We start from the raw sequence: 18,959 nt of genomic DNA on the forward strand, positions 1-18,959 counted from the left end.
CTATAGGAAAGTTTCCTGCTCCCATGGGGCGGACTCCTTGATCGCATGGGTTGGCGTCCTATCTATCGGCGCGGTTTTGTCCCGTGGATTTGCGGGGGGATATCGGTAACTCTCCTCCGGGGGCGGGCCCCATAATGGGTGCGGGATTGACGCCTGCCCGTAACCATAAAGGAGGATATGAATGAAAATAAAGCAAAGTCTGTCATTGAGCGGCGCCGTTGGCGTGGCGTTGCTCTCGGGCGCTACCGCCCTGCAGGCCAACGAAGGCCTGGTTCGTCTGTCCCAGGACGACAGCAATTGGGTGATGCCGACCAAAGATTATTCAGCGACCCACTATTCCAAGCTGGACCAAATCAATACCGCGAACGTTAAGAATCTCAAAGTCGCTTGGAGCTTCTCCACCGGCGTACTCCACGGTCACGAAGGCGGACCGTTGGTGGTGAACGACATCATGTATATCAATACGCCGTTCCCCAACACCGTTTATGCCTTGGATCTGGATGATCCCAACAAGGTTTTGTGGGAGTACAAACCCAAGCAAAGTCCGGCCGCTCGGGCGGTCGCTTGCTGCGACGTGGTCAACCGCGGGGTTGCCTACGCGCCGGCAGAGGCGGGCAAGCCCGCCAAGATCTTCCTGGGGCAATTGGACGGCAACCTGGTGGCCCTCGATGCCAAGAGCGGGGAAGAAGTCTGGAAGATGGAGGTGTGCGATATCCGCGTCGGCGCCACCATTACCCAGGCTCCCTTCGTGGTCAAGGACAAGGTGCTGGTGGGCTGTTCCGGGGCCGAACTCGGGGTGCGGGGTTACGTGTCCGCCTTCAATATCCACGACGGCAAGATGGAATGGCGCGCCTATGCCACCGGTCCGGACGAGGATATCCTGCTGTCGGAAAAATTCAACGAACAAACCCCGCAATACGGTCGCTTCGGTTTGGGCCTCAAAACCTGGGAAGGGGATGCCTGGAAGATCGGCGGCGGCACCAACTGGGGTTGGTATGCCTACGATCCCAAGCTGGATCGGATTTATTACGGTTCCGGCAATCCGGCGCCCTGGAACGAAACCATGCGTCCCGGGGACAATAAATGGACCATGACCATCTGGTCGCGCGATCCGGATACCGGTGAAGCCTACTTCGGCTATCAGAAAACCCCCCATGACGAATGGGATTACGCCGGGGTCAACTGGATGGCGCTCACCGAACAGCGGGTCAACGGCAAGAAAGTCCCGCTGCTGACCCATCCGGACCGGAACGGAATCATCTACAGCCTCAACCGCGACACGGGCGAACTGGTTCGGGCGGACAAGCTCGACGATACGGTCAACTGGGTCAAATACGTGGATCTCAAAACCGGGCAACCGGTGCGGGACCCGGAATATTCCACCCGGATGGACCATCAGGCCAAGAACATTTGCCCCTCGGCCATGGGTTATCACAACCAAGGCGTGGATTCCTACGATCCCGAGAAAGGATTGTTCTTCCTGGGGCTCAATCATATCTGCATGGACTGGGAACCGTTCATGCTGCCTTACCGGGCCGGTCAGTTCTTCGTCGGGGCCACCCTCAACATGTATCCCGGACCGAAAGGGGTGATGGGCTTCGTGCGCGCCTACGACGCCAAGACCGGCGAATACAAATGGACCGTGCCGGAGAAATTCTCGGTCTGGGGCGGCACCTTGGCGACCAAGGGAGATCTGGTCTTCTACGGCACTCTGGACGGCTGGATCAAGGCTTTGGATAGCCGCAGCGGCGATGAGTTGTGGAAGTTCAAGCTGCCTTCCGGGGTGATCGGCCATCCTGTCACCTATGAACATAACGGCAAACAGTACCTCGCCATCTACTACGGGGTCGGCGGTTGGCCCGGCGTCGGTCTGGTGTTCGACCTCAAGGACCCGTCCGCGGGTCTGGGCGCGGTGGGCGCCTTCAAGGAATTGGCCCACTACACCAAGATGGGCGGCGGCGTGATGGTATTCGCCTTGGATGAAACCTGATTAAGGTGTCATAAAACCACCCTCTCCCGCTGGCGGGAGAGGGTGGTTTGAATCAAAAAATGCCTTTCATTGCAATTAGATCCACCCTCTTCCTAACCTTCTCCCGCCAACGAGAGAAGGGACTCTATTTGAGTCATTCACGGACGGAGAAGGGATTAAGGCGATGACGTGCCTCGCAGGCTGGTACGGGAGATCGAGTTTGGAAACAGACTGTCAGTCAACACGCCCTGTCAAGAAGGCAAGGAGAAAATGAAACAACGATTATTGAGTACGCTGCTGCTTGTGTTGTTTTCCGGCTGCCAGACCGCCGATAACAGCGGTCTGGCCTCGCTGGAATCCGCGAAACCCTTGAGGGTTTGCGCCGGGGAAAACGAGCTGCCCTATTCCAACCGCGAGCGGGAGGGATTCGAGAACGCCATCGCCGAGAAATTGGGCGAAGCGCTCAATCGGCCGGTGGAGTACGTATGGTGGCAGGATGCCCGTTTCGTGGTGCGCAATTATCTGAATGCCGGCAAATGCGACGTCATCATCGGGGCCGATCCCGGAGACCCGCGCCTGGCGACCACGGAACCCTACTACCGCTCCGGCTATGTGTTCGTCACCCGGCAGGGGATGGCGGTGCAGGACTGGGACGACCCGGTGCTGCAAAAAGCCGAGCGGATCGCCTTCGTTCCCCATAGTCCCGCGGAAGTGATGTTGCGCAAGATCGGACGCTACGAGGATATGTTCTTTTATATGAACGAGCTGGTTGATTTCGAGTCGCGGCGCAACAAGTACGTCCGCTGGGATCCCGCCCGTCTGGTGGGGGACGTGGCTTCCGGCAAGGCGCAGGTGGCGGCGATGTGGGGGCCGTCCGCGGCGCGCTACATCAAGCAAAGCAGGCAGCCGCTGGAAATGCATTTGGTACCCGATCGGCAAAGCGATCGTAAAGGGGAGGCGGTGCCCCATCACTACAGCGTGGCTTTAGGCGTACGCAAGGACGACGAAGCGTTGCGCCGGGCGTTGGATGAGGCACTGGCTCAAAAGCGAAAGGAAATCGAGGCCATTTTGAAGCGGGAAGGAATGCCTTTGTTGCCTCCCCGGACCCAAACCGCTTCCCATTGAATACAACAATCATTATTGAGTTCAGGAGAAAAGATGCCTAGGAGAAGAATCTCACTTGCAACGGCCTTGGCCGCCGTGTTGCTTGGAACGGGAACGGCCCACTCGGAAGTCACCTTTCGACACGCGATCGAGGGGATGCCCTTGGATTTGTCGGTGGCCCAGGATTGGAAAGATAAAAGCCCGGCGGTGGAGGCGTTCCTCGAGTCCGGAGACAACCCCTACAACTGTGACAATCAGGCCGTGGAGGAAGGCCATAGCCTGTTTCTGTCGGCTTGCTCGGGATGCCACGGACATGAGGCCGAAGGCAAATTGGGTCCCGGTTTGGCGGACGACTATTGGACCTATCCCGCCGGGCTGACCGACAAAGGGCTGTTTGAAATTTTATTCGGCGGCGCCCAGGGCATGATGGGGCCCCAATATGTCAATTTGGAAATCGACGAGATGCTCAAAATCATGGCTTTCTTGCGCAGCATTTATCAAGGCAAGCCGAGCAAGATCGAATGGAAGACTTGTCCGGAATCCGGCGCCAGCGGACAGGCATCCGAAGACCAGAAGCTGATTCACGTCAAACCCCAAAATTAAATAAAGGAGGGTAACCCATGAAAATGACCAGTACTTTACTTGCCGTCGTCCTGGCAACCGCCGCCGGCTCCGCGATGGCCTATAGCGGCACCAATTGCAAGGAACCCGGCGTCTGTTGGGAACCCAAGCCCGGCTATCCGGAAAAGGTGGCGGGCACCCGCTACGATCCCAAACACGACCCGGCCGAATTGAGCAAGCAAAGCAAGTCGATCGAGGCGATGAACCAGCGCAATAAGCAACGCTGGCAGCATCTCAAGAAAACCGGAAAATTCGTTTACGACGTGGACGAAATCGGCGGCTGATCCAGTCCCCTTTGAGCCCAGGAGGCATTGCGAACAAGGACGTTCTTTAACTCTCTCCCGCCAGCGGGAGAGGGCGCTTTTGCGAAACCTTCACTGGCAGGTTGATCTGGTTCTATGCTCGACCATCAGGACGAATTTCTGGCCGATTGGCGCCGGCGCGCCGAGGATTTGCAGGCGGTCTTGGCCCGTGTGATTCTGGGCCAGACCGGGGTCATCGAAAACCTGGCGACCGCCATCTTCGCCCGCGGCCACGTGTTGCTCGAAGGGGATGTGGGGGTCGGCAAAACCACTTTGCTGCGCGCGGCGGCCAAGGGCATGGGCGGGGCCTACGAACGCATCGAGGGAACCGTCGATTTGCTTCCCACCGATCTGATCTACCATACCCGTCTGGACGAAAGCGGGCGTCCCCGGGTCGATCCCGGCCCCTTGCTGCGCCAGGAGGACGACCTGGCCATCTTTTTTTTCAACGAAATTAACCGCGCCCGTTCTCAGGTTCACGCCTTGCTGCTCAGAGTGATGGCCGAGCGCAGCGTGACAGCATTCGAGCGCGAATTTCACTTTCCCCATCTGCAGGTGTTCGCCGATCGCAACCGGGTGGAACGGGAGGAAACCTTCGAATTGCCGGCGGCGGCCCGGGATCGCTTTTTCATGGAGGTCAACGTGACCGCACCCGCCGATACCGAGGTGCGCGAAGCCTTGGCGTTCGAACCGCGCTTCCACGATGTGGACCGGTTGCTGGAAGTCATTGCCCGGGCAGTCTTGGATCACCGGGAATTGAATCGGATTGCAGCGGCTATCCAGGAGGGTGTAGAGGCCAGTTCGGCGATGCGCCGGTATGTGCTGGATCTGTGGCGGGCGACGGAAAAACCGGCGGAATTTGGAATCGCCTTGCCCGGTGTGGATATGGACGAGTTGATTTTGTCCGGCGCCAGCCCTCGTGCGATCAGCGCCCTGGTGCGAGCGAGCCGGGTCCGTGCCTGGCTGTCCGGACGCTCGGCACTGGTGCCGGAAGATGTGCAAGCGGTGTTTGCGCCAGTGATGGCGCATCGGATTTTTCTGCAACCGGTGTTCGAGGCCCAGCGCGGTGAGTGGATGCCGGCGCTGATCGAGTCGATTCTAAACCGAGTCGTGACGCCGGCCGGATGAGAAAGATTCCGGAAGCCCATTACCGGATTCCCGTTCCGATGACGGAGGTGCGTCCCGGGGCCCATCGGGGCATGAGGGCGGGGAGCGGTCAATTGTTCATGGGGGTGACCGACTTTCTCCGCCATCCGGATTTGCGCCGTTTGGACGTACGCCGCAGCCTGCTGGATCCCTATCGCAATCTCCACGTGCGGATTTTCGAGCAGCGCAGCGCGGCCAAATTGATGGTCGCCGCGGACTTGTCCGCCTCCATGGGCGTCGAGGCGGGGAAGCGCGAAATATTGACCGACTTGACCACTGCGCTGGCTTGGGGAGCGAGGCGCTTGGGGGATCGCATCGGATTCGTCGGTTTTGCCGAGAGCACCCGTCGGGAATTGTTTATGCCGCCTTTGATGGGCGTGGGATGGTTGCCCCGCTGGCGGGCACGAATACATAGCGATCCTTGGGGTGGTCGATGCGCCGACGGCGTATCGATGTTGCCCCGTCATCTGCCGACACATCGTTCGCTGGTTTTTCTGGTATCCGATTTCCACTGGCCGGACCGGTTGATCCGATTGGCGTTGATTCGACTGGCCGGGCATTTCGTCGTGCCGGTCGTCGTTTGGAGCAGGAATGAATACGAAAACTGGCCGAACTGGGGCCTGAAAAGGGTGCGCGACGCCGAAACTGGGCGGGAGACGCTCATCGTGCTGCGCCCCGGTTGGCGGCGCCGCCTGCGGCAGACGTATGGAGAGAGACGCCACCACCTCACCCGCTTGTTTCGGGCGGCCGGTCGGCGGCCGTTGTGGATGGAAGATCGCTATGATCCGGTCGCGTTACAGCGTTACTTCGACACGACCTAATCACCCGGCGATGAATAGTCTCTGTTGGCGAAGGTGTCGCAAAAGCGCCTTCTCCCGCTGGCGGGAGAAGGTTGGGGTGAGGGGGGTTTAAATCAAAAAATGTCTTTCATTTCTAAATCCACCCTCTTCCTAGCCTTCTCCCTCCAAGAGGGAGAAGGGAATCACACTTTTGCGACATCCTCGCCACGCGGGAGAAGGGACCTTAGTCGAGCCATTTCCGAACGGAGATGGGATTAAGGGGCTGTCGTACCTCGTAGGCTTGCACGCTATGTCGAGTTTTGAAACAGACTGTAATATGCGATTTGTTTTTCTTTTGGTCTTCTTATTGTTTGCCGGTATGGCCGGCGCCGAGCCGGTCGAGGTGACGCCCTTGCCCTACCGGGATTACGGCTATTTCATTGGCGATCTGGTGGAGCGGTGCTGGCGTGCGGCGGTTCCGAAAAGGGAACCCGTCCAACTCGGTGTTTCTTCTCAAAGGGGAGAGAGCGAACTCGGTCCCTCCAACCGTGGATTGCAAGAAAAAGGCGATGGTTGGCCGGTAAGACTCAACCGTTGGCTGTTGATCCGAAACGCCCGCTGGATCGAACCGGATCGCCTGTGTTTGACCTATCAGGTCGATTACGCTCCTTTTACCACCGAGTCGGTGGAAATCCCCGCTTGGACGTTGCCGCTGCGGATCGGCGGGCAAGAAAACAAGATGGAATTGCCGGCATGGCGCTTGACGCTTTCGCCGCTTCGGGAAATTCAAACCGCCGAGGGCAAGGCCCTCATGCAAGGGGTGCTTCAGCCGTCCTTCGATATGGATTCGGTGCGCTATCGCTGGTGGTTCAGTCTCTTGGTGTTCTCGCTCGGATTGGCCGGATTGGCCTGGCACTTGGGCATTTGGCAAGTGACCCAACCTAGGCCTTTTTGTCGCGCTTGGTGGGAGTTGCACAAGCTTCGCGGCGAAGAAGAAGGGTTGCAACGTGCCTACTTGATTCTTCATCGGGCATTCGACGCTTATTGGGACGGTCGCTGGTGGGGAAGATTGGATGAATTTTTGCAACGCTACCCCCAGTTTCGGGGAATGGCACCGGAAATCGAAGCCTTTGCCCACGCCTCGGAGGCCTTGTTCTTCACCGGCGGCGAACAAGCCGAACGATTTTCCCCGAGGCGTTTGAATCATCTGGTGCGGCGATTGGTTTGGCAAGAGTTGAGGTATGGTGGATTGGGTGGTTAATCTCGAGTCGCCGCGGTGGCTGGTGCTGCTTCCGTTGGCTCTCTTGCCCTGGTGGGGCTCTCCGCTGCGGCCCGCACCTTCCGCCTGGTTGGCGCTTCTGCCCGTGGACGCGTGGTCGCGGAGTATCCGTATCGCTTTGCCGTTATTGGGCAGCCTGAGCATTTTATCCGGCGTGATTGCCCTCGCCGGTCCGTTTATTCCGCAGCAGACCATCGAACGGATCGGACGCGGCGCGCATCTGGTGCTGTTATTGGATCGCAGCCGCAGCATGGACGATACCTTCGCCGGGCGTGCTCCCAGCGGAGACGAGGAGTCCAAGGGACAGGCGGCGGCGCGGCTGCTACGCGATTTTCTCGAGGAGCGTCCCCACGATTGGGTCGGGGTCGCCGGTTTCAGCACCGGCTCCCTGTACATGGGACCGTTGACCGCCGAGCGCGAGCCCAACTATGCCGCGATCGCCACCGCGGCACTGCCGGGCTTGGGCTATACCCATGTGGCCGAAGGCTTGGCGCGCGCATTGAGTTATTTCGAGAACCAGCCGCTGAGCGGTTCCCGAGCGATCGTCTTCGTCTTCGACGGCGCCGCGGTGATCGAGCCCAAAATTCAAAACGAATTGCGGGTCGCTTTCAAGCGCCATCGCATCCGGCTTTACTGGATTTTTCTGCGCAGCGCCGACAGTCCCGGGATTCACGACAAACCCGAGGATTCCACCCAGGACAATCCCCATGCCCGGCCGGAATATTATTTGCACCGATATTTTCAGAGCTTGGGCGTTCCCTACCGCGCCTTCGAGGCGGAAAGCGCCGGCGGTTTGCGCCGTGCCATCGACACCATCGAACGCTTGGAAAAGTACCCTTTCCATTACCTGGAAAAGCGGCCCCGGCGGAAGCTGGCCACGCCTTTTTACTGGCTTGCCTTGATAGGGGTGGCATTGCTGTTGATTGCCAAAGGGAGTGAAGCTCGATGAAGCGATGGCGATTTGAGTTGTTTGCGGCGACGGCGCTGATCGGGCTGGTCGCCAGCGGGTTTTTCGGTTGGCAGTATTGGCGTCAATCGGAGGCAGCGCAGCAGGCGGAAAATATACGCCAGGGGCAAGGAAAAACTCCCTCATCCTCGGCGCGGCCGGCGCTGCAGCTGACCTGGGCCAATCATTTGACGGCCAAGAACCGATACGAGGAGGCATTGGAAATCTTCAGCCGTCTGCTGGAAATCTCTCCCGCCCGTCTTATGCCGGCGGTCCATTACAATCTGGGCAACCTCTATCTTCGCCGCGCGCTCGGCTTCTTGGAAGATGTCAACTTCGACGAAGCCGCCCCCTTGGTGGAATTGGCCAAACGATCCTATCGGGAGGCGCTTCGACTACAACCCGCCTTATGGGCGGCCAAGTACAACTTGGAGGTGGCGATCCGTTTGATGCCGCAGATCGAAAGTCCGGAAGCGGCGCAGAAGGAAAGCAAGAAGCCGCCCGAGGCGCTCTGGACCCGGGTGCCCGGATTTCCCAGGGGGCTTCCCTGATGCGGCGGTTTGGAGATTGGCGTTTGCTGATGCTGGTCTCGGCGGTGTTGGTGCTGGGTGTGGCGCTGTCGCGCCCCCATTGGCCAACCGAGCGTTCGGTCTACGATCTGGTCGCGATCGTGGACATCACTCGAAGCATGAATACCCGGGACCGGCAGATCGGAAACACGACGGTCAGCCGTTTGGACTATGTCCGGCATGGCCTCGGCGAATGGCTGCGGCGCCTGCCGTGCGGTTCGCGCCTCGGGATCGGGGTATTCACCGAGCGGCGCAGCACTCTGCTGATGATGCCGGTGGAGGTCTGCCGTTACTACCACGAGCTTCACGAAGTCATCGCCCATCTCGACTGGCGGATGGCCTGGGCCGCCGACAGCCGGATCGCCCAAGGGTTGGAAGACACGATGAAGTTGTGGCGTAAGAATGCCGAATTGCAAGACAGCGCCTTGTTGTTCGTCACCGACGGACACGAAGCGCCGCCGATCAATTCGCGTTATAAGCCGGATTTCAGTCGATTGCGGGGCGAGGTTGGCGGAATGATTGTGGGCGCGGGCGGAAGCCGGCTCACTCCCATTCCCAAATTCGACGAAACCGGCAAGCAAATCGGTTTCTATCAACCCGAAGACGTCCCGCACCGTTCCACCTTCGGGATACCCAGCCGGGATTATAGCGATCTTCCCGGCTACCACCCCCGCAACGCCCCGTTCGGAGGAGAGCGAATAGAGGGCAGCGAACATCTGTCCTCGCGCAAGGACGCTTATTTGCGCGAATTGGCCGGGCAAGCCGGTCTGACCTATCGACCCTTGAGCGAGATCGAAAATCCACTGGCAGTCTTCGATCGGGCCGGTTTCGCCTTGCGTACGCCAGGGAAGGTGGATCTCGGGCCGGCGTTGATCTTGCTCGCGCTGTTTTTCCTGCTGTCTCTGTATGCCTTGACGGGATGGCTCGATCGCTTTAATCGCAAACCTTAAAACAAGGAGAACCCGAAAATGCAAAAATCGACAACCTTACCCCTGACGCTGATTTTCCTGGGTGCCCTGCAAGCCCTGTTTTTGTCCAGCGCGTGGGCGCACGGTCCCACGCCCCAGAAATCCGATCACGAAGTGGTGATCAAGGCGTCATTCGACGAGGTTTGGGAAAAGGTCAAGGCGCCGGCCGCTCTGTGCGATTGGCACCCCTTGGCGAAACGTTGTGAAGTGAACGACGCGGGGGATGAGCGGGTGATCGAGCTGGAAAACGGGGAGCGGTTCAGCGAGGCGATTCTGGAGGTCAACGAGCAGAATCACATCGTCTATCTGCGCCAGGGAGACCCCAACGTCAAGGCGCTGCCGGTCAGTTCCTACTCCACCCGCATGGAGACCGAGGACAACGGCGACGGCACCGTGACGGTGCGTTGGAAGGCGCGCTACTACCGCGGCGACACCGGCAATTTCCCGCCCGAGCATCTCAGCGACGAAGCGGCGGTCGAGGCCATGAACCGCTGGATGAAAACGGGGTTGGAAGGGCTTCAAGAAGCATTCGCCCATTGAGGGTTTCTCCCCAGATTCGGTACGGATGATAAGTGCTTATCAGAAAGTCAGCATGTATTCCGAGCCAAAACCGGCCCCGATTTCACCGATTGCCTGTTCGAGTTCTTCCGGCGTGAACGTCTTGAACGGGAGCCATTCGTATTTCATCTTACGCCATAACATTTCGATGCGGTTCAACTCCGGGCTATAAGGGGGCAGGAAGTAGAAACGCAACCCTTTTTCTTCCAGCAGTTCCCAATATGGCTGCAAGGACTTGGCGGTATGGATCGAGGCGTTATCCAAAATCACCACCAACGGCTTCTTGACACGCTCCACGAGCGCCATCAGGAAGGCAAAAAAGTACAGTCCGCTGACGTTCCACCACAGTTTGGTCATAAACAGTCTGCCCGACGACAGTAACGCGCCGATCACGTTCAGACGCTTTGCCCGCTTGGGTGCAACGGCGTGCGTCTCGCCTTTCGCCGTCCACGCCGAGCGGTTCGGCGGTTGCGGCGCAAAACCCGCCTCGTCCACGTAAGCCAGTTCGATTGCACCCGCCTGGGCCTGGGTCATCAGTTCGGCGATATCCCGCTGGGCTTGCTCAAAACGTCCTTCATCACGCTTTTTTTTAAACAGTAGCGCGTGCGCTTCCAGACATAGCCCAGGCGCTTCAATTCGTTGCGCAGCGTCGTCGCGCCGATCTTCACGCCAAATTCCCGCTCCAGCCGCGTCAGTAGGACGCGCGCCGTCAACGGCTCCGCCTCGACCCAGCACCTCAACTGCACGCGGTGTTCGTCCGTCAGTTTGCTGGGCGCCCCGCTGCGTTGCCGGTCCGGCAAGCTCGCAAAACCTCTTTTCAGCCATTTCCGCCGCCGCACCCGCACCGTTTCCGGCTTCACCCCTTGCGTTTCCGCAACCTCCGCCACCGTCCGCCCCTCCGACAAGGCCAAGATCGTTTCCGCTCGGTCACGCTCCCGCCAATCCACGCCTTTTTTGATAATCGCCCGCAGCGTTTCCCGCTCGCCTTCGCTCAATTCTATCGCTTTCACGCCCATTGTCCGCTTGTCCCTCAGTTCAAAAAAACGTCATTTTAATGCATGTCAATTTGTTGCGAAGGACTTATACTTCAGTCATGACCGTGCTGCTCGACACTCACGCTCTCGTCAAAAAACTCAAGGCTTCCGGGATACCGGAAGCCCAGGCCGAGGCCATTACCGAAGGTTTGTCCGAAGCCCTGGACACGCGTGATCTGGTCACCAAGCAGGACCTGCGGGACGCGGTCCAGGGATTGAATACGAAAATCGACACCCCTCGGCGCGATTTGGAAACGACGGAAACCAATTTATGCAAAGACCTGGAATCCGTAGCGACCAATCTGCAAACCGTTGAGAGCAGTCTGCGCAAAGGCTTGCAAGCAGTTGAGGCCAATCTGCGCAAAGATATCGCAACCGTTGAGAGTCACCTGCGAACGGTTGAGACCAATCTATGCCAGGAAATTGCAACGGTTGAAGTCAATCTGAGGAAGGGTCTGGAAACCTTGGAGACCACTCTGAGGCAAGAGCAGCAAACCATCAAGGCCGAATTGCGTCAGGAACTCGCCGAAACCAAATCGGAACTGATCAAATGGATGGTGGGGCTGGCCATCGCGCAACTGGCCATGCTGACCGGCATCCTCTTCAAGCTTGTTTAAGCTTTTCCCGACAATGGTTAGCGTCGATTAACTCGACCGGCCCCAGCGTTCCTTGTGGGCGCGCAGGACCTCAAGGAATATCCGTCCGTACGCTTCCAGCTTGCGCTCGCCGATGCCGGGCAAACAGCCCAATTCTGCCAGACTCCGGGGGCGGTTGACGACTAACTCCCGGAGCGTCGCATCGTGAAAGATGACGTAGGGCGGAACGCCTTGCTCCCGGGCCAATTTCAACCGCTGCGCGCGCAAGCTTTCCCACAATGTCTGGGTGTCCGGATCCTCGAATCCCGATGGAAGGCTTGACGGCTGTGCCCGCGTTTTTTTCGGAGCCGAGTCCCGGCGAAAATGAATGGTGGTTTCGCCGCGCAGCAAAGGGCGGCATTCCGAAGTGAGGCGCAATCCGCCCCGGCGCTCCAGGTCCACCGTGAGCAGACCGGCGGCAACCAATTGGCGAAACGCGGAGCGCCATTGACCCTCGTCGAGCTCGGTGCCGATCCCGAAGGTGCTCAGCTTGTGGTGACCGAAGCTTTGAATCCGGTCGGTCATCCGCCCCAAGAGGACATCCGTCAGGTGTTGGACGCCGAAACGCTGGCCGGTGCGGTAGACGCAGGAAAGCGCCTTGCGAGCCGCCTCGGTACCGTCCCAAGTGGGCATGGGCTCCAGGCAGACATCGCAGTTGCCGCATGGCTGCGGGAGACGTTCGCCGAAATACCCCAGCAGCACTTGGCGGCGGCAGCTTGTGGACTCGCAATAGCCCAGCATGGCCTCGAGCTTGATCCGCTCGACGTGCCGGTGCCGTTCTTCGGCCTGGGATGCCGCGAGCAGCTGGCGCAATGTGATCACATCCGCCAAGCCATAGGTCATCCAGGCATCGGCGGGAAGCCCGTCGCGCCCGGCCCGGCCGGTCTCCTGGTAATATCCCTCCAGGCTTTTGGGAAGTTCCAGGTGCGCGACGAAGCGCACGTCGGGTTTGTCGATTCCCATGCCGAAGGCGACGGTGGCCACCATGATCACGCCGTCCTCCTGCAGGAAGCGAGCCTGGTGTTCCTGGCGCCGGTCGGCGGGCAGGCCCGCGTGGTAGGGCAGGGCGGTGAAGCCCTGCTCGGAAAGAAAACGCGCGATCTCCTCGACGCGCTTGCGGGACAGGCAGTAGACAATGCCCGCGTCGGTGGGATGCTCTCTTTTCAAAAAACCCAGCAGTTGGCGTCGGCCGTTCTGTTTGGGCACCACTTGGTAACGGATATTGGGCCGGTCGAAGCTGGAGGTGAACGCCTTGGCCTGTTCGAGTCCCAGGCGCTCGACGATTTCTCGTCGGGTCGGTTCGTCGGCGGTGGCGGTCAGGGCGCACCGGGGCACCTCGGGGAAACGCTCGTGCAATACGGTGAGCTGACGGTATTCCGGGCGGAAGTCGTGGCCCCATTGGGAGACGCAATGGGCCTCGTCGATGGCGAACAGCGCCAGCCGGGTGCGCGCGAGCAGAGACAGGAAGCCTTCGGTCAGCAGGCGTTCCGGGGCCACATAGATCAGATCCAGCTCTTCTCGCAGCAGCTGATTTTCGATCCGGCGCGCGGCCTCCCACTCCAGGGTGGAGTTGAGATAGGCGGCGCGCACCCCGAGCTGGCGCAGCGCCTCCACCTGATCGCGCATGAGGGCGATGAGCGGCGAGACTACCACTGCGACGCCGGGGCGGATGAGCGCGGGAATCTGATAGCAAAGCGACTTGCCGCCTCCGGTGGGCATCAGCACCAGGGCGTCTCCGCCGTTTAGGAGGTGCTGGATGATCGCTTCCTGGTGACCGCGGAAGCTGTCGTAACCGAAGACCGAGCTTAGGATTTGATCAGGGGAGGGAGGCATGAACGAAGACGCGCATTTTTCTTGTGATAATTATAGCAAACGCAGTGTTTTCCCAGTCGTATAGGGTGAGCGGGCGAGTTCACCTTGTTCGGTTTCTATAGGCGTTGGCTTTAAGCCGGCCATGCCCAGAAAACAGGGACAGAAAAAATGGGTCAGGTCTCACATTCCAATATTAAAATGCGAGACTAGCTCCCTGTGAACACTTGGGCCCACGTAGGGTACTTGTAAATTCCAATCTTAAAGGTCTAGCCATTGTATAGCGCAGAATATTGGGTTGTGAGAACTGACCCTATTTGACTTCTTTACCGGCACCGAAGCGTGTATTGGTTGTGGTCCTTATCGACCGATCAGGCGGCCTACTTCCTGACTCATTATTCCCGAGGCAAGGGCGCCGCCAATGTGCTGCTGGGGGATATCAACGGGATTCTCGTCACCGACCGGCATGGCGGCTACAACGACTACGATCTGGCCAACAAACGCTTAGGCGTCAGTGTCTATCAAGCGCTGCGGACCATCTGTACCCAGGGCATGACCGAAGGAAAGGTCACCTTCCGGTTACCTATCCCCAAACCACAACCGTTGCCTTTGCCCCCTCGTGAACGCTTACCGGGGAAGGTCTGGTTGAAGCCCAAGGGTCGTATTCGGGCGCTACAGGCCGATCAAGACGCGGCGTTGCAGCAACGGATCTGCGATGCGATCGACACCGCGACCGCCAATGGCGAAAGCGACGGGGGGCAAGTGCCACTGGGAGATCTTGAAACACAGTTGCTGGCCGAGGTGATCCCCCTGCGCGACGACGGTCTTCCGGACCGCGACGATCTGCAGGGTGTGGCTGTGTTTCTGATGGAACTCGGCTTGTCGCAGGTCGTGAACCTCGAAGGGATCGCCAAGATTTTCGAACTGACCCCCTCGGAATCCGCCGAAGACCGGCGCCGGCTCCCGGATTCAATTGCTCCGTTTGGCCATAAAGGCCTCACCGCCGATCGGGGGGAAACCAACGTGACCGTCGCGGAGGGAAGGGGGGTGGGAGAGTTCAGTCATGGCGGACGGTTCCTCATAATATTTTCCATACCAAGCCGCCATAGACCGCCGTACCGCTACGGTCGTAATTGTAAAGATCGGGCGTTCTATCGTCGTTGACGTTCTCTCCGCGCACATAAAGGTTAAATTTTTCGGATAACCGGTAGTCGGCGTGAAGGTTGAGCCGGAAAGCGTCCTCCTCGTCGAGCGTATTGTCCAGGTCGCTATAGATGAGACTCCGGTACACGCCTTCGGCCCATAAAGTCAACGGGATGCCGGGGACCCGCCATTCGCCCCACATTCGGACCCTGCTTTTCGCCTGGAGCGGCAACCGGCGGTGATTGTCGAGATTGCGGCCGTCGGTATACGTGTAGGAGACGCCGCCGCGCCATTGATCGTCGAAGGCGATTTCGCCGCCGGCTTCCAGGCCGGCAATGGTGGCGTTGGCGACATTGGAGATGCATTCGCCGGCACAGGGAATCGCGGCGCTGGGCTGCGGCACCCAGCTGACGACGATCAAGTCGTCGTAACGGCCGTAGAAGCCGGTAAGACTTAGTTCGAGCATCGACGATGCCTGCCATTTCAAGCCGAGGTCGCCGCCCGCGCCGCGTTCCGGTTTAAGCGCAAGATTGCCTAGCAGCGGATACAGCCTTTCCGCATAGCTGGGAATGCGGAAGCCGTTGCCCCCGTTGGCGCGCAACTTCAGCGTGTCCGAAATTTGCCAAGCCGCGCCGGCGTGGAACAACACTTGCGCGTCGAAGCGGCTGTAGCTTTCGTAGCGAACGCCAACATCACCGTTGAAATCGCCGTAGGCAAAACGGGTTTCCAGAAAACCGGCTTGCTGGTTGCGGTTTTCGTCGAACGGCGCACCCGGTTCAAAGTCGGGCGGCGGACCGAAAGTCGGCGCCTCCGCCCACTCGTAGCGCCCTTCCGCGCCCCAGACCAAATGGACGGCATCCTCGTTTTGCCCCCGCCAGACGCGTTGTTCGTTAAGCCAGCGGGCCAAATAAAGTTCGGTGGTATAGCCCACATTCAACCCGGAGATCCGGCCATGGTTGTCGGAACGCGTATAAGCCAGTTGCAGGCTGCTATGCCAATCGTCGCTCAATTGTGCCCGGAGACGGTTTTGCGCCATCCAGTTTTGCTCGTCGAGAAACGAGTCATCTTGATCGACTATGGCCAGCCTCCCGTCGCGGATGCCGTAGCCGTCCAATGCAGTCCACGAATTGCGGTACAGCAACGACCCTTCCCAAGTAACGCTGTCGCTGAGATCCACGCCGGTTTTCATCAACGCCTGGGTGGAGTGGAACGGATCGCGTTCCGGGTTGCCGTTGGACTGTTGGGCGAGATAAGCGCCGTCGAACGCATCCGAGCGGTTTGCGGACACCGCAAGGCGCGCGCTTTCCGTTGCCAGGTTGGCGCGCAGCGTTTCGCCAAGAAAGCCGAAGCTACCGCCTTCCACGCGCAGATCGAGGCTATTGTCGCGGGCGGTGCGCGAAGTTAAATCGATTGCGCCGCCCAAGGCGGAAAACGGCCGCGAGGCCGGAGCGAAACCGCGCCGGATGTCCACGCGTTCCATGCCGTCCGGCAGAACGGCGTTGATATTGACCACGCCGGGTAGCGAATCTGGCACCGGCACGCCGTCCAGGGTCAGCATGCCTTGCCCGCTAACCCCCCGGGCTTGGATTAATCCGAAGCCGAAGCTGCCGCCCTGGGTGATCCCGATACCCGCTTGTCCGCGCAGTACCTCGTCGATACTGCGTTCATGGGCAATCTGTATATCTTTTTGCGTCAAGCGTGTGGTGGCGCGTGTTTCGTCCAGGATAGGGGGTTCGGCACCATTTGTTTCGGAATCAGACGGGGTAACGATCATGGGAGGTAAGGTGTGTTCCGGCGAAGGATCGGCTAGCGCGATCGTGGGATTTGCTATCAACAGATACGTCAAGTATTGCAGATGCAATTTTTCAATCGCCATTTCAAAATGGAGGCCGTTGATTTGTCTAAAGTTTAGTTTTTTTATTAAGCACGGCGGCATCGTTTGTTATCTGGCTTTTTCTTTTCGCAACCGAGCCGGATGCCAGCCCCTTGAGGTTCCGATCCCACAAAGTCGAGGCCATGGACCGATGGATGAAAGCGGGGTTGGAAGGACTCCAATCCGTTTGGGCGGAGAAGTTAAGATTTTTTTCTGATTCATTCCACCCTCACCCAACCCTCTCCCGCCAGCGGGAGAGGGGGCGGTTAGTTCGGAGTATATCGCGAGAGTTTTAGTCCCTTCTCCCGCTGGCGGGAAAAGGCAAGGATGAGGGGGGATCAAAAAGCTGTCCCCCGGCAGCGGGACAGCTTGTTCATAGCGATTACTGGGGGGATCGGTCAGGGTTCAATATGCAGCAAAGCTTCCTTCGGTGTCGCCGAATCCCCTTTGACCACATAAATTTCCGTCACCTTGCCGGAAATCGGCGCCTGGACCTCGGTTTCCATCTTCATGGTTTCGACGATCAAAACCGGATCGCCGGCTTTGACCGTATCCTCTTCCTTGACCAGGACTTCGACGATATTGCCCGGCATGGACAGGGTCACGTCCCCTTCGCTTTCCGCTTTGGGGCGCTTGCTGCTGAGGCGGCGCGGGACGGCCCCTTCGGTGCCGCCGCTGAGGACCACTTCATCCAGCGTCTCGATGACGGCCTCTTCCGGCACGCCGTCCACCACCATGTAGAAGTGTCTTTCCGGCTGCTGTTTGGGACCGGCGCCGGTGACCCGGACGTGATAGGTTTCCCCGTGGAGATGGATGTTGAATTCGGTGGGGGCCGCCTGGGTGGCGGCGGCTTCGGTGACCGGTTCGATGGGTTCCGGCTGCAGGGTGCCGGCGGCACGCTGTTCCAGGAAGTGGCGACCCACGTCCGGAAAGAGGGCGTAAGTGAGGACGTCTTCTTCGGATTGGGCCAATTCCCCGATCTGTTCGCGGAGGGTTTCCATTTCCGGCTTCAGCAGATCGGCAGGGCGACATTCGATGATCTCTTCCTTGCCCACCGCTTTTTGCCGGAGCGCTTCGTTGACCGGCGCGGGCGGCTTGCCGTAGCCGCCCTGCAGGTAACGTTTCACCTCGTTGGTGATGGTTTGATAGCGGCCTCCGCTCAATATGTTGATGACCGCCTGGGTGCCCACGATCTGGGAGGTGGGGGTCACCAAAGGCGGATAGCCCAAGTCCTCGCGCACCTTGGGAATTTCCGCCAAGACTTCGTCCAAGCGGTCCAGGGCGCCCTGTTCCCGCAGTTGATTGTGAAGGTTGGAAATCATGCCGCCGGGGACCTGGTGAATATGGACCCGGGGATCGGGACCGATGTATTCCGGCTGGAAGCGTTGGTATTTGCAGCGGATTTCCCAGAAATAGGCGGCGATTTCCTCCAAGGCGGGCAAATCCAGGCCGGGATCAAAGCCCAAATCGTCCAAGGCGACCACCAAGCTCTCGGTGGGCGGATGGCTGGGGCCGCCGGCGAAGGAGGAGAGGGCGGTATCGATATGATCGCAGCCGTTTTCCACCGCTTTGATGTGACAGATTTCCGCCAGACCCGAGGTGGCGTGGCAGTGGAGATGGAGGGGAAGGCTCACCGCTTGTTTGATCGACCGCACCAGGTCGGCGGTTACCTTGGGAGTGAGCAGGCCGGCCATGTCCTTGATCGCGATGCTGTCGCAATCCATTTTGGCCAGTTCCTTGGCTTGCTCCACGAATCCTTCGACGCTGTGGACCGGGCTGACGGTGTAGGAAAGGGTTCCCTGGGCGTGTTTGCCGGCGCGCTTGACCGCGGCGATGGCGGTTTCCAGATTTCTCAGGTCGTTGAGGGCGTCAAAGATGCGGAACACGTCCATGCCGCCTGCCGCCGCCTGGGCCACGAACGCTTCCACCACGTCGTCGGCGTAATGGCGATAGCCGAGCAGATTTTGCCCGCGCAGCAGCATCTGCAGGCGGGTGTTGGGGAGCGCCTGGCGCAATTGCCTGAGACGTTCCCAGGGGTCTTCCTTGAGGAACCGGATGCAGGCGTCGTAGGTGGCTCCTCCCCAGCATTCCAGGGACCAGTAGCCGATTTGGTCCAATTGGGGGCAAATCGGCAGCATGTCTTCGGTGCGCATGCGGGTGGCGATTAGGCACTGATGGGCATCGCGCAAGATCAGGTCGGTGATGTGTACTTTGCTCATGGCTG

At 59.3% G+C, this 18,959-nt stretch carries 18 protein-coding genes; 13 read left to right on the forward strand and 5 right to left on the reverse strand.

Annotated elements, in window-relative coordinates:
* The first annotated feature begins 181 nt into the window (after window positions 1–181).
* The 11 genes from H035_RS0102985 to H035_RS0103035 all read left to right on the forward strand — a co-directional run bounded on the left by H035_RS0102985 (window position 182) and on the right by H035_RS0103035 (window position 10,223).
* A complete protein-coding gene (locus H035_RS0102985; protein WP_022947522.1) occupies window positions 182–1,990 on the forward strand; it encodes a methanol/ethanol family PQQ-dependent dehydrogenase in 1,809 nt (602 codons plus the stop codon).
* A gap of 249 nt (window positions 1,991–2,239) precedes the next feature.
* A complete protein-coding gene (gene moxJ, locus H035_RS0102990; RefSeq protein ID WP_022947523.1) occupies window positions 2,240–3,094 on the forward strand; it encodes a methanol oxidation system protein MoxJ in 855 nt (284 codons plus the stop codon).
* Between the two features lie 33 nt (window positions 3,095–3,127).
* A complete protein-coding gene (moxG, locus tag H035_RS17955; RefSeq protein WP_084684816.1) occupies window positions 3,128–3,676 on the forward strand; it encodes a cytochrome c(L), periplasmic in 549 nt (182 codons plus the stop codon).
* Window positions 3,677–3,693: 17 nt separating this feature from the next.
* The gene (locus tag H035_RS0103000) at window positions 3,694–3,978 is read left to right on the forward strand and encodes a methanol dehydrogenase [cytochrome c] subunit (protein WP_022947525.1); all 285 of its coding nucleotides are present in this window, start codon (window positions 3,694–3,696) and stop codon (window positions 3,976–3,978) included.
* Between the two features lie 114 nt (window positions 3,979–4,092).
* On the forward strand, window positions 4,093–5,124 hold the full coding sequence (locus H035_RS0103005) for an AAA family ATPase (RefSeq protein ID WP_022947526.1): 1,032 nt from the start codon (window positions 4,093–4,095) through the stop codon (window positions 5,122–5,124).
* A complete protein-coding gene (locus tag H035_RS17960) occupies window positions 5,121–5,963 on the forward strand; it encodes a DUF58 domain-containing protein (protein WP_022947527.1) in 843 nt (280 codons plus the stop codon). Before H035_RS0103005 ends, H035_RS17960 begins: the two co-directional genes overlap by 4 nt.
* A gap of 295 nt (window positions 5,964–6,258) precedes the next feature.
* Window positions 6,259–7,182 carry a hypothetical protein gene (locus H035_RS0103015; RefSeq protein ID WP_022947528.1) on the forward strand — a complete coding sequence of 308 codons (924 nt, stop codon included), beginning with the start codon at window positions 6,259–6,261 and terminating at the stop codon, window positions 7,180–7,182.
* Window positions 7,163–8,149 (forward strand): vWA domain-containing protein, encoded by a 987-nt coding sequence (locus tag H035_RS0103020; RefSeq protein ID WP_022947529.1) that lies wholly within the window; start codon window positions 7,163–7,165, stop codon window positions 8,147–8,149. The genes H035_RS0103015 and H035_RS0103020 overlap by 20 nt, the downstream gene beginning before the upstream one ends.
* Complete coding sequence (locus H035_RS21950; RefSeq protein WP_022947530.1) at window positions 8,146–8,697, forward strand: MxaK protein; 552 nt, start codon at window positions 8,146–8,148, stop codon at window positions 8,695–8,697. Before H035_RS0103020 ends, H035_RS21950 begins: the two co-directional genes overlap by 4 nt.
* Window positions 8,697–9,665, forward strand: a complete 969-nt coding sequence (locus tag H035_RS0103030) for a vWA domain-containing protein (protein WP_022947531.1) — start codon at window positions 8,697–8,699, stop codon at window positions 9,663–9,665. The genes H035_RS21950 and H035_RS0103030 overlap by 1 nt, the downstream gene beginning before the upstream one ends.
* Before the next feature lie 18 nt (window positions 9,666–9,683).
* Window positions 9,684–10,223, forward strand: a complete 540-nt coding sequence (locus H035_RS0103035) for an SRPBCC family protein (protein WP_022947532.1) — start codon at window positions 9,684–9,686, stop codon at window positions 10,221–10,223.
* 39 nt (window positions 10,224–10,262) lie between these two features.
* Here the strand turns inward: H035_RS0103035 and H035_RS0103040 are convergent, their stop codons facing one another.
* Window positions 10,263–10,775 carry an IS630 family transposase gene (locus H035_RS0103040; protein ID WP_051149724.1) on the reverse strand — a complete coding sequence of 171 codons (513 nt, stop codon included), beginning with the start codon at window positions 10,773–10,775 and terminating at the stop codon, window positions 10,263–10,265.
* Entirely contained in the window at window positions 10,775–11,257 is a 483-nt protein-coding gene (locus tag H035_RS17970) for a helix-turn-helix domain-containing protein (RefSeq protein ID WP_051149723.1), read from the reverse strand. Before H035_RS17970 ends, H035_RS0103040 begins: the two co-directional genes overlap by 1 nt.
* Before the next feature lie 77 nt (window positions 11,258–11,334).
* On the opposite strand from H035_RS17970, the gene H035_RS17975 reads away from it, so the two are divergent.
* Entirely contained in the window at window positions 11,335–11,892 is a 558-nt protein-coding gene (locus H035_RS17975; protein WP_022947533.1) for a coiled-coil domain-containing protein, read from the forward strand.
* A 27-nt stretch (window positions 11,893–11,919) separates the two neighbouring features.
* Here the strand turns inward: H035_RS17975 and recQ are convergent, their stop codons facing one another.
* Window positions 11,920–13,743 (reverse strand): DNA helicase RecQ, encoded by a 1,824-nt coding sequence (gene recQ / locus H035_RS0103055; RefSeq protein WP_022947534.1) that lies wholly within the window; start codon window positions 13,741–13,743, stop codon window positions 11,920–11,922.
* 327 nt (window positions 13,744–14,070) lie between these two features.
* Here recQ and H035_RS0103060 point away from each other — a divergent pair, with 327 nt between their 5' ends.
* Window positions 14,071–14,883 carry an IS66 family transposase gene (locus H035_RS0103060; RefSeq protein ID WP_022947535.1) on the forward strand — a complete coding sequence of 271 codons (813 nt, stop codon included), beginning with the start codon at window positions 14,071–14,073 and terminating at the stop codon, window positions 14,881–14,883.
* Here the strand turns inward: H035_RS0103060 and H035_RS0103065 are convergent.
* Together H035_RS0103065 and oadA are read right to left on the reverse strand one after the other, a co-directional pair.
* Window positions 14,798–16,738, reverse strand: a complete 1,941-nt coding sequence (locus H035_RS0103065) for a TonB-dependent receptor plug domain-containing protein (protein ID WP_022947536.1) — start codon at window positions 16,736–16,738, stop codon at window positions 14,798–14,800. The two genes, H035_RS0103060 and H035_RS0103065, sit on opposite strands and share 86 nt — an antisense overlap.
* Window positions 16,739–17,133: 395 nt before the next feature.
* Window positions 17,134–18,954 carry a sodium-extruding oxaloacetate decarboxylase subunit alpha gene (oadA, locus tag H035_RS0103070; RefSeq protein ID WP_022947537.1) on the reverse strand — a complete coding sequence of 607 codons (1,821 nt, stop codon included), beginning with the start codon at window positions 18,952–18,954 and terminating at the stop codon, window positions 17,134–17,136.
* Window positions 18,955–18,959: the final 5 nt, after the last annotated feature.

It is taken from the genome of Methylohalobius crimeensis 10Ki, from assembly GCF_000421465.1.
GTDB classification, from domain to species: domain Bacteria; phylum Pseudomonadota; class Gammaproteobacteria; order Methylococcales; family Methylothermaceae; genus Methylohalobius; species Methylohalobius crimeensis.

Coding starts and splice junctions, on each gene's coding strand:
- H035_RS0103005 (WP_022947526.1), top strand. CDS start 4,093: ATGCTCGACCATCAGGACGAATTTCTGGCCGATTGGCGCCGGCGCGCC.
- H035_RS0102985 (WP_022947522.1), top strand. CDS start 182: ATGAAAATAAAGCAAAGTCTGTCATTGAGCGGCGCCGTTGGCGTGGCG.
- H035_RS0103065 (WP_022947536.1), bottom strand. CDS start 16,738: ATGGCGATTGAAAAATTGCATCTGCAATACTTGACGTATCTGTTGATA.
- H035_RS17970 (WP_051149723.1), bottom strand. CDS start 11,257: ATGGGCGTGAAAGCGATAGAATTGAGCGAAGGCGAGCGGGAAACGCTG.
- H035_RS21950 (WP_022947530.1), top strand. CDS start 8,146: ATGAAGCGATGGCGATTTGAGTTGTTTGCGGCGACGGCGCTGATCGGG.
- H035_RS0103015 (WP_022947528.1), top strand. CDS start 6,259: ATGCGATTTGTTTTTCTTTTGGTCTTCTTATTGTTTGCCGGTATGGCC.
- H035_RS0103020 (WP_022947529.1), top strand. CDS start 7,163: ATGGTGGATTGGGTGGTTAATCTCGAGTCGCCGCGGTGGCTGGTGCTG.
- H035_RS0103040 (WP_051149724.1), bottom strand. CDS start 10,775: ATGACCCAGGCCCAGGCGGGTGCAATCGAACTGGCTTACGTGGACGAG.
- H035_RS0103000 (WP_022947525.1), top strand. CDS start 3,694: ATGAAAATGACCAGTACTTTACTTGCCGTCGTCCTGGCAACCGCCGCC.
- oadA (WP_022947537.1), bottom strand. CDS start 18,954: ATGAGCAAAGTACACATCACCGACCTGATCTTGCGCGATGCCCATCAG.
- H035_RS17975 (WP_022947533.1), top strand. CDS start 11,335: ATGACCGTGCTGCTCGACACTCACGCTCTCGTCAAAAAACTCAAGGCT.
- recQ (WP_022947534.1), bottom strand. CDS start 13,743: ATGCCTCCCTCCCCTGATCAAATCCTAAGCTCGGTCTTCGGTTACGAC.
- moxJ (WP_022947523.1), top strand. CDS start 2,240: ATGAAACAACGATTATTGAGTACGCTGCTGCTTGTGTTGTTTTCCGGC.
- H035_RS0103030 (WP_022947531.1), top strand. CDS start 8,697: ATGCGGCGGTTTGGAGATTGGCGTTTGCTGATGCTGGTCTCGGCGGTG.
- H035_RS17960 (WP_022947527.1), top strand. CDS start 5,121: ATGAGAAAGATTCCGGAAGCCCATTACCGGATTCCCGTTCCGATGACG.
- moxG (WP_084684816.1), top strand. CDS start 3,128: ATGCCTAGGAGAAGAATCTCACTTGCAACGGCCTTGGCCGCCGTGTTG.
- H035_RS0103035 (WP_022947532.1), top strand. CDS start 9,684: ATGCAAAAATCGACAACCTTACCCCTGACGCTGATTTTCCTGGGTGCC.